We start from the raw sequence: 8,457 nt of genomic DNA on the forward strand, positions 1-8,457 counted from the left end.
TTGCTCGTGCTCGTGCTCTTGATCGTGATCTTGCTCGTGCTCTTGATCGTGCTCTTGATCGTGCTCTTGATCGTGATCGTGCTCGTGATCGTGCTCTTGATCTTGATCTTGCTCGTGCTCTTGATCGTGATCTTCCATACGAACTTAAAGCTGATTATCTATTGATTATTTTGTTACTTATCAGCGGTACGTTTTTAAGAGTTCACAAGTCCAATAAAAAGCGTATCGCTGATAAAATACCAGATTTTTTGTTGTTTTTCAATAGAATACTTGACATATTTAAAAATAATAAAATTTTGCATGAAAGTCTCAAACAATTAAATTTGCCTGATGAAAATAGCAGCGCAGAACAATGGGAAGCTTTTATTCAGCAATTACGCCAAATCATGCAACGAGAACGCAATATTGGGTATGAGTGGGATTTTTCTGAGGAAGAAATGGATTGTCTAACTAATTATTTTCAAGCCAACAAATTGCTACTAGATTGCTTAAATTTGGCAGTGGTATCCGATAGGCAAGGCATTGAAAATAGATTGTTTTTGCCTTTTGAATAATGGAGAATCAAATGATTTTAAATGGGGTCAACGTACTGGTGACACGGCCGCAACATCAAGCCCAAACACTGTGTGACCTGATCCAACAACAAGGCGGTACAACATTATTGCTGCCAACCTTGGACATTATCCCATTATCAATAAATCCAAATAATTTACCAAAACAAATAGATAAAGCGATTTTCATCAGTGCCAATGCGGTGAACTATGGATTGCACTATTTAACAACCCTAAAGCCAACCCAGTTGATTGCGATTGGAAAAAAAACCGCCCAAGTGTTAACAAACAAAGTGAAACAACCCATTTTCACCACACCCGCACCTTATAATTCAGAAACATTATTGCAACAGCCTGAATTACAAAACATATTGGGACAACACATTGTAATTTTCCGAGGCCAAGGCGGACGTGACCTACTGGCTGATACCTTACGCCAACGTGGCGCAAATGTGAGTTATATCGATGTTTATCAACGTCAAAAACCGACAACGGATACAACTTGGCTAGAACAAGAAACAATTGATATTGTCATCGTCACCAGTGGTGAGAGTTTGCAAAATCTCTTTTCTATGTTAAAACAACAATCATGGTTAAAAACAACACCGCTTGTCACCATGAGCCAAAGAGTAACCCATTTAGCACGCCAACATACACAAGCTGCAATTTATACGGCATCGGTTGCCAGTGACGAAGGGTTGCTTGCTGCTTTATTACAATGGAAACAACCAGTTCAGGGATGAGACTCATGAGCCAAGACCTTAGTGCGATACGCCAACAAATTGATAAAACAGATATCGAGATTCAGCAATTACTAGATAAACGTGCTCGATTGGCCAAACAAGTCGCACAAGCCAAATTTGCTGAGGAAGAAAACCCTGTTTTTTATCGTCCTGAACGTGAATCTCAAGTATTAAAAAATGTGATTGCGCGTAACAAAGACGGCTCACTCGAAGACGATACGCTGACCTTATTATTTCGTGAAATCATGTCCGCTTGCCTTGCATTACAGAAAAAATTACGAGTCGGTTGCTTAGGCCCTGAAGGCACTTATTCACAAGCAGCGACCTTTAAACAATTTGGTCATGGCGTGGATTGCACATTGTTACCAACCATTCCAGATGTATTCAAAGAAGTCGAAGCAGGCAATTTACAATATGGTCTCGTGCCCGTAGAGAATTCAACCGAAGGCGGAATAAACCAAACTTTGGACTGTTTCGCCACCATGCAACTGCAAATCTGTGGTGAAGTCGAACTACCCATTCATCACTTGCTATTATCTAATGCAGAACAATTGAGCGATATTAAAATTGTGTATTCGCACCAACAATCACTAGGGCAATGCAGAAAATGGCTAGAAACACACTTACCTCACATAGAGACCCGCGCGGTTGAAAGCAATGCAGAAGCGGCTAGGCTTGCAGTACAAAATCCTGAATCTGCGGCCATTGCAGGCAAAATCGCGGCAACAATGTATGATTTACGCAAGTTAGAAGAAAATATTGAAGATAAACCAAACAATACCACCCGTTGGGCTGTCATTAGTCAACAAACCGTGCCGCCAACAGGCCAAGATAAAACCTCATTACTATTATTACCCACTCATGTAGACAAAGCTGGCGCGTTATTTGAATTACTTCAGCCATTGTCGAACAATGGGATTAACATGACACGCATTGAATCACACCCCGCTAAGATTGAAAAATGGCAATATATGTTTTTCATTGATATAGAAGGGCATCACCAAGAAGCATTGGTGAGTCAAACGATTGATGCGATAAAATCCCATGCGTTGGTGAAGTTATTAGGTTCTTACCCTAAAGCAATTTTATAATTTAGAATAAGTAGATAAGCCAGAACTTGTTTTGAACGTTTAAGCTATATTAGTAAGTTTGATTTATATTGTGAGAAAGTCTAGTATACCCTGAGAATGACATTTTATAGACATCAATATGATAAGCAGTTTGTTTTGTATTGGTTAATATAAAAACACAATACTTACTTCAATCATGCCTAAATTGAATTGAATATGGTAAGATGTCCCACGAACATATTGAGCACAGTGATTAAAAACGCAAAACTGTATTATAAAACAAGTTCACTGATTAAATATACTGACTCCCGCAGTCACGGCCTTGTATCAAGTGAAATTGTTTGATGTTTACATCATACAGTAATGACAGGGATTCAAAAACTGTGGTTCAATAATTGCAGAGTTAAGCATGACATACATACCTTTGCGCTATGACTGATGGATTAGAACATGCTACCACAAGATGTCGTTGATTTTTTTTCAGCCTATCAAGATTTACTATGGTTAGTTACCGTTGCGATTGATTTAGCTATCACTCTATTATTGTATAGATTGTTCGGCAAGATGGGGCTGTATTCAATTGTGATTCTTAATATTATGTTAAGTAATTTGCAAGGGCCTAAAATTACGATTATCTTTGGTATGGAAACCAGTTTAGGGCTGATACTCTACTCGGGGATTTATTTCGCTACTGATTTACTCAGTGAGAATTATGGCCGAAGAGAGGCCAATCGAGCCGTCCAACTGGGATTTGCTACCAGTATTATCATGGTTGTTATGGTTTCTATCAGCTTACTGTTCCTACCCTCAAATCTACCAGAAACCAAAGATTTTGCAGAAAGGGTGCATTACGCCATCCAGAATTTATTTGATTTTACCCCATTATTTGTATTTGGCTCATTATTTGTCTATCTGGTTAGTCAAAGTTTTGATGTTTGGATTTTCCACTACGTTAAAGAAAAGACTAAAGGTAAGCATCTCTGGTTACGCAATAATGTGTCAACGATTGTTTCTCAGTCCGTCGATACCGTATTGTATGCTTTAATTGTTTGGGCTCCTATCGTTGGTTTAAAAAAAGCCATTTACCTGTCTTTAGCTAAATACCTATTTAAAGTTATCATTGCACTGTTAGATACGCCGTTTATTTATTGGGCTCGCAGTTGGAATGTTGTGGGTAAAGATTGGCATGATGCGGGCGACGGACATCACCATCAACATCATGATTCAGACACGAAGTCAAAGAAGTCTGATACCTGAGACACCAAACAAATTCGCTAACACTATATGCTACCAACTTCCGTTATTGAGTTTTTCTCAGCCCACCAAGATTTATTGTGGTTACTTACAATCACAATAGACCTATCTATTACCTTAATCCTTTATTGGTGGTTTGGTAAAGTAGGTCTATATGGTGTTGTGATGCTGAACATTATGCTCAGTAATCTACAAGGGCCAAAACTCACCGTTGTATTTGGAATGCCAACCAGCCTAGGCGTAATACTCTATTCTGGTATTTATTTTGCCACGGATTTGCTCAGCGAACGTTATGGTAAAATGGAAGCGAATCGAGCAGTTTTACTTGGTTTTGCTAGTAGTTTAGTCGTTGTCTTAGTAATGACTCTCAGTATTTTATTCCTTCCCGCCCCCCAAGCAATGGCAATCCACAGCGCAATCACTTTATTATTTGGTTTTACCCCCCGTTTTGTCTTTGGTTCATTATTCGCTTACTTGATTAGCCAAAGTTTTGACGTTTGGATTTTTCATTATTTAAAAGAGAAAACTGAAGGCAGACATTTATGGTTTAGAAATAATGCATCTACCTTATTGTCGCAGGCATTAGATACTGTTTTATACTCGCTTGTGGTTTGGTGGGGTATTGTGGCACTGAATCAAGCCATACAATTGGGTATTGCTAAATATATTTTTAAAGCTATTATTGCCTTAGTTGATACGCCGTTTATTTATTGGGCGCGTACTTGGGAAGTAGAAAAACGCGATTGGTATGATAGCCGCAAGCATTATTCTAAGCAGTTTTAGAGTTAGGCTTTTATAGTCTTAAGGACATGAAGTCATGTATTAAAAAGATGATATATTTTTATGATCTTAATGGCTTGTCCTTGCCTCGGAAATTATTTCATTTTGAATCTTTAACACAGTTTACAACGATCATTGACCAATAAAACGATTCCTGTAAGACTGTGCTTAACTCAAATTAATTGTGGAGGATAGCGTGTATGAAAATTAAAAATCACCGCCTTTATGAAGATGACGGCCAGCCCGTTAAATTTGTACAAACCCCTAATGTCAGTAGTTATGCTCTGCAGCCTCAGTATTTAGTCATGCACTATACAGCAGGTAAGACAGTGCAATCATCTGTTAATACGCTGACGAATCCTAAAGTCAGTGCTTCAGCGCATTTAGTGATTGGGCGTGATGGCTCAGTCGTACAATTGGCTGATTTTAATAAAGTCACTTGGCACGCAGGGCGTAGCTCGTGGCAAGGTTTAAATGGTTTAAACAAATACTCAATTGGTATTGAATTAGATAATTCAGGTAAATTAGAGAAGTCTCAAGATGGTGCTTGGCACGCTTGGTACGGTGATGTCATTGAAGCTGCTCAAGTTTTAGAAGCACCTCATAAAAATTATCCTTCCATTCCTTATGGTTGGCAATTATATACCCCAGAACAACTATTGATTGCACTGGAAATTTCTGAATTATTAGTACATGAATATAATTTAAAAGATATTGTGGGTCATGATGATATTGCTCCACGTCGTAAAACAGACCCAGGCCCTGCGTTTCCTATGGATAGTTTCCGTTCGCGGATTTTAGGTCGGGCTGATGTGGAAGAAGATCAAGGCACTTATCGTACTAAAGCCAATTTAAATATTCGTACAGGGCCAGGTACAGGTTATCCAAAACTGGATGTTGCTCCATTACCCAAAGGCGTTCGCTTAGAAGTTGTCGACGTTGAAGGGATTTGGAAAATGGTCAATGTATTGGATGAAGTTAAAGGGGAAGCCGATATTGCGGGTTGGGTACACGGCAACTATATTGAGCAAATTTAAAAGCGGCTTATGGCAAATTTTAAAACACACATATCTGTGGCAGCAGTAGGTAGTGGTTTATTATCAACAATGTTTTTAGGTGCTGGCATGGCTGCTCCTAAAGATGTTGTGGTATTAGCTGTAGTGGGCACGATTGGTGGCATTTTGCCAGATATTGACTTAGACCACTCTAGTCCTACTAAAATCATGTTCACTTCATTGGCTATTATTTTCGCTTTTCTCATCATGTTTAACAAAGCCAGTAGCTATTCCATTGTTGAACTATGGCTGACTTGGGCTGCGAGCTATGCGCTGGTGCGGTATCTAGCTTGGCAAATTTTTGCAGACCTGACCAAACATCGTGGTATCATTCATTCCGTAATTGCAGCACTGTTTTTCTGGTTTTTTGCCACTTCATTGTGTTACCACCTGTTTGATTACCCTCAATCGCTCTCTTGGATGATTGGCTTTTTTGTATTTTATGGCTTCATTATTCATTTATGTTTGGATGAGTTTTATAGTGTTGATTTCACCAATAAACGTCTCAAAAACTCTTTTGGCACGGCACTTAAAGTCTATGATTATAAAAACTATCAAACTTCAGCTATGATGTTTTTAGCAATGTTCGTTGCATTTTTGATGACACCTGATCCAAAAACTTTTCTCCAATTAGTCAGTAACGGACAAACGTATAGTAATATTTGGGGCAGTTTATTTCCCAATGGTATGTGGTTTAACTTATAGGTGAGTTATGGCAGCAAAAGCAAATAAGAAAAAAATGCCTTTAGCGTATAGTATTATTTTGGTTGTATCGGCAATTTTAGTCATGATTCTGGTTTATAAACAAGTATATCTTGGTAGCCAAATCACCAGCAACTTACCGAAACAACAATTTACTCAAAGTATTGAGGCTTGTTTACAAGAAAATATTCGCCCAACTTTATTGAAATCACTTACAGCACAATCGCCTATCGTTAAAAATTCGTTTGTTGATGTGAGTACGTTACTCAATACCGTTCTTAAGGGTTTATCTTCTTCAATGGTAGACATGAAAATCACCCAGAATTATATTACTGAAATGAAGTTATTAAAAGTGGAAGACTTCTTTGGTAATAATGCCCAAGTTCGTATGACGGGTATGGTTGAGATTGAATCAAGTGCGCCGATGGTTGGTAGCATGGATAATACTAAAGAATATACGACGACCATTTATAAACGTGGTGCAGAACATTATTTCCAACAATTGGCGGTTAAAGAGCGGGACGAAGCTAATTGGGAAGAATGGCGTTGTGCCAAAACTTTTTAAAGAGTGATTATGTTACCTGAACAATCTGATGTACGTTGGAAACAATTAATTGAAGGCGATATTCAATATAATTGTGAAGTAATGGCGGCCAATATGCTGTTAAAGCGTGTTGCTTCCTCAGTATATCAAGATGATTCAGAAGGCAACGTACAGCAATCTATCCAAGAAACGTATCAATTTTTTGTCCGCTATCAATCTATTTTAGAAAATGATATTGTTAATATTTTTGGAAGATAATATAGTTAATTTCGTTTTGAGTGTTAGGACTGGCAATCCTATAAAAATTTAAATATCAATTACTTTTAAAACTCAGGATTGCCAGTCTTGTATCACTTTAAAGTAAAATGACTATATTAGAAGCTATTCTTCATGAGTAGCAACTTACAAATTAAACAACACTTTAACCACTTGTTTATATGAAAGAAAAATAATTTTCTGTGTTACGCCTAAGTTCCAAATCGATATGAGCCGTTATAGATAATCCACTAGCTCAATGCTAAACAATAAAACCCAGCTTCTTGATTTATTTCAACACCTTCCCAGAACTCATAAATAATATCAATGCAGCATTTGATTTTTTGAATAATACATTACTACTTTTTTCATCAAACAAGATTAGAATATAACTATATAACTAATTTCTTAGCCAAGATGGATGGAGAATGTCATGAGCAAACGTATTGTTGTGGACCCTGTCACCCGAATTGAAGGACATTTACGGATTGAAGCTCAGATGGATGAATCAAACCAAGCCATTGCTTCTGCTTATTCATCTGGCACGATGGTTCGGGGGATTGAAAAAATTCTACTAGGGCGTGATCCGCGTGATGCTTGGGCATTTGCACAACGTATTTGTGGTGTCTGTACATTGGTGCATGGCATTGCCTCAGTGCGTTCGGTAGAAGATGCACTTGATTATAAAATCCCACCTAATGCCCAATTGATTCGTAACTTGATGATTGGTGCACAATATATTCATGACCATATAATGCACTTTTATCATTTACATGCCTTGGATTGGGTTGATGTGGTTTCCGCGCTAAAAGCTGATCCCAAACAAACATCTGAACTCGCGCAATCTCTGAGCAAATACGCTAAATCATCTCCTGGTTATTTCAGTGATATGCAAACCAAATTGAAAAACTTTGTTGAAGCAGGACAATTAGGAATTTTTTCACAAGGTTATTGGGGACATCCTGCGTATAAATTACCACCAGAAGCCAATTTGATGGCAGTGGCACATTATATTGAAGCTTTGGCTTGGCAACGCGATGTGGCAAAACTACATACTATTTTCGGTGGTAAAAACCCACACCCTAATTTTTTAGTCGGTGGTGTACCTTGTGCGATTGATTTAAATTCAGATTCGGCTATCAATGCTAAAAAATTGTCTCAAGTCAAAAACATTATTGAAACCATGCAGCAATTTGTTGAACAGGTCTATATTCCTGATACTTTGGCGATTGCAGGCTTTTATAAAGATTGGGCATTTCAAGGTGAAGGCGTGGGTAATTTCATGACTTATGGTGATTTCCCAGCCAGCGGTATCAATGATTCAGGAGATTTCCTAGTACCCTCAGGTGTGATTTTAAATCGTGATTTAAGCCAAATTCATCCTGTTGATTTAAATGCAGAAGATGAAATTCAAGAATTCGTCAGTCATTCGTGGTATCAATATGAACAGGGTAAAGACAAAGGTTTACATCCTTATGATGGCGAAACCGAACTGGATTACAC

10 protein-coding genes are annotated in these 8,457 nt (G+C 38.1%); all 10 read left to right on the top strand.

Annotated features, from left to right (window positions below; genetic code table 11):
- A partial coding sequence (locus ABXH34_RS15870; protein WP_353572864.1) for an NACHT C-terminal helical domain 2-containing protein occupies nucleotides 1–554 on the top strand: 554 nt, incomplete at its 5' end.
- 11 nt (nucleotides 555–565) lie between these two features.
- Nucleotides 566–1,294, top strand: coding sequence for a uroporphyrinogen-III synthase (locus ABXH34_RS15875; RefSeq protein ID WP_353572865.1), 729 nt, complete (start codon nucleotides 566–568; stop codon nucleotides 1,292–1,294).
- A gap of 5 nt (nucleotides 1,295–1,299) precedes the next feature.
- Nucleotides 1,300–2,385, top strand: coding sequence for a prephenate dehydratase (pheA, locus tag ABXH34_RS15880; RefSeq protein ID WP_502710421.1), 1,086 nt, complete (start codon nucleotides 1,300–1,302; stop codon nucleotides 2,383–2,385).
- Between the two features lie 429 nt (nucleotides 2,386–2,814).
- Nucleotides 2,815–3,621: a queuosine precursor transporter gene (locus ABXH34_RS15885; RefSeq protein WP_353572867.1), complete on the top strand. Its 807-nt coding sequence runs from the start codon at nucleotides 2,815–2,817 to the stop codon at nucleotides 3,619–3,621.
- 27 nt (nucleotides 3,622–3,648) lie between these two features.
- The gene (locus ABXH34_RS15890; RefSeq protein WP_353572868.1) at nucleotides 3,649–4,401 is read left to right on the top strand and encodes a queuosine precursor transporter; all 753 of its coding nucleotides are present in this window, start codon (nucleotides 3,649–3,651) and stop codon (nucleotides 4,399–4,401) included.
- Between the two features lie 197 nt (nucleotides 4,402–4,598).
- Nucleotides 4,599–5,435, top strand: a complete 837-nt coding sequence (locus ABXH34_RS15895; protein ID WP_353572869.1) for an N-acetylmuramoyl-L-alanine amidase — start codon at nucleotides 4,599–4,601, stop codon at nucleotides 5,433–5,435.
- A gap of 9 nt (nucleotides 5,436–5,444) precedes the next feature.
- Nucleotides 5,445–6,158 carry a metal-dependent hydrolase gene (locus ABXH34_RS15900; RefSeq protein ID WP_353572870.1) on the top strand — a complete coding sequence of 238 codons (714 nt, stop codon included), beginning with the start codon at nucleotides 5,445–5,447 and terminating at the stop codon, nucleotides 6,156–6,158.
- A 7-nt stretch (nucleotides 6,159–6,165) separates the two neighbouring features.
- Nucleotides 6,166–6,720, top strand: coding sequence for a hypothetical protein (locus tag ABXH34_RS15905; RefSeq protein WP_353572871.1), 555 nt, complete (start codon nucleotides 6,166–6,168; stop codon nucleotides 6,718–6,720).
- A 9-nt stretch (nucleotides 6,721–6,729) separates the two neighbouring features.
- Complete coding sequence (locus tag ABXH34_RS15910; RefSeq protein WP_353572872.1) at nucleotides 6,730–6,957, top strand: hypothetical protein; 228 nt, start codon at nucleotides 6,730–6,732, stop codon at nucleotides 6,955–6,957.
- 430 nt (nucleotides 6,958–7,387) lie between these two features.
- On the top strand, nucleotides 7,388–8,457 hold a 1,070-nt coding region (locus ABXH34_RS15915; RefSeq protein WP_353572873.1), incomplete at its 3' end, for a nickel-dependent hydrogenase large subunit.

It is taken from the genome of Candidatus Albibeggiatoa sp. nov. BB20 (assembly GCA_016744725.1).
Lineage (GTDB): Bacteria > Pseudomonadota > Gammaproteobacteria > Beggiatoales > Beggiatoaceae > Albibeggiatoa.

Bases quoted from the DNA above. Each gene is read 5' to 3' on its own strand.
- ABXH34_RS15875 (WP_353572865.1), top strand. From the start codon at position 566: ATGATTTTAAATGGGGTCAACGTACTGGTGACACGGCCGCAACATCAA.
- pheA (WP_502710421.1), top strand. From the start codon at position 1,300: ATGAGCCAAGACCTTAGTGCGATACGCCAACAAATTGATAAAACAGAT.
- ABXH34_RS15885 (WP_353572867.1), top strand. From the start codon at position 2,815: ATGCTACCACAAGATGTCGTTGATTTTTTTTCAGCCTATCAAGATTTA.
- ABXH34_RS15890 (WP_353572868.1), top strand. From the start codon at position 3,649: ATGCTACCAACTTCCGTTATTGAGTTTTTCTCAGCCCACCAAGATTTA.
- ABXH34_RS15895 (WP_353572869.1), top strand. From the start codon at position 4,599: ATGAAAATTAAAAATCACCGCCTTTATGAAGATGACGGCCAGCCCGTT.
- ABXH34_RS15900 (WP_353572870.1), top strand. From the start codon at position 5,445: ATGGCAAATTTTAAAACACACATATCTGTGGCAGCAGTAGGTAGTGGT.
- ABXH34_RS15905 (WP_353572871.1), top strand. From the start codon at position 6,166: ATGGCAGCAAAAGCAAATAAGAAAAAAATGCCTTTAGCGTATAGTATT.
- ABXH34_RS15910 (WP_353572872.1), top strand. From the start codon at position 6,730: ATGTTACCTGAACAATCTGATGTACGTTGGAAACAATTAATTGAAGGC.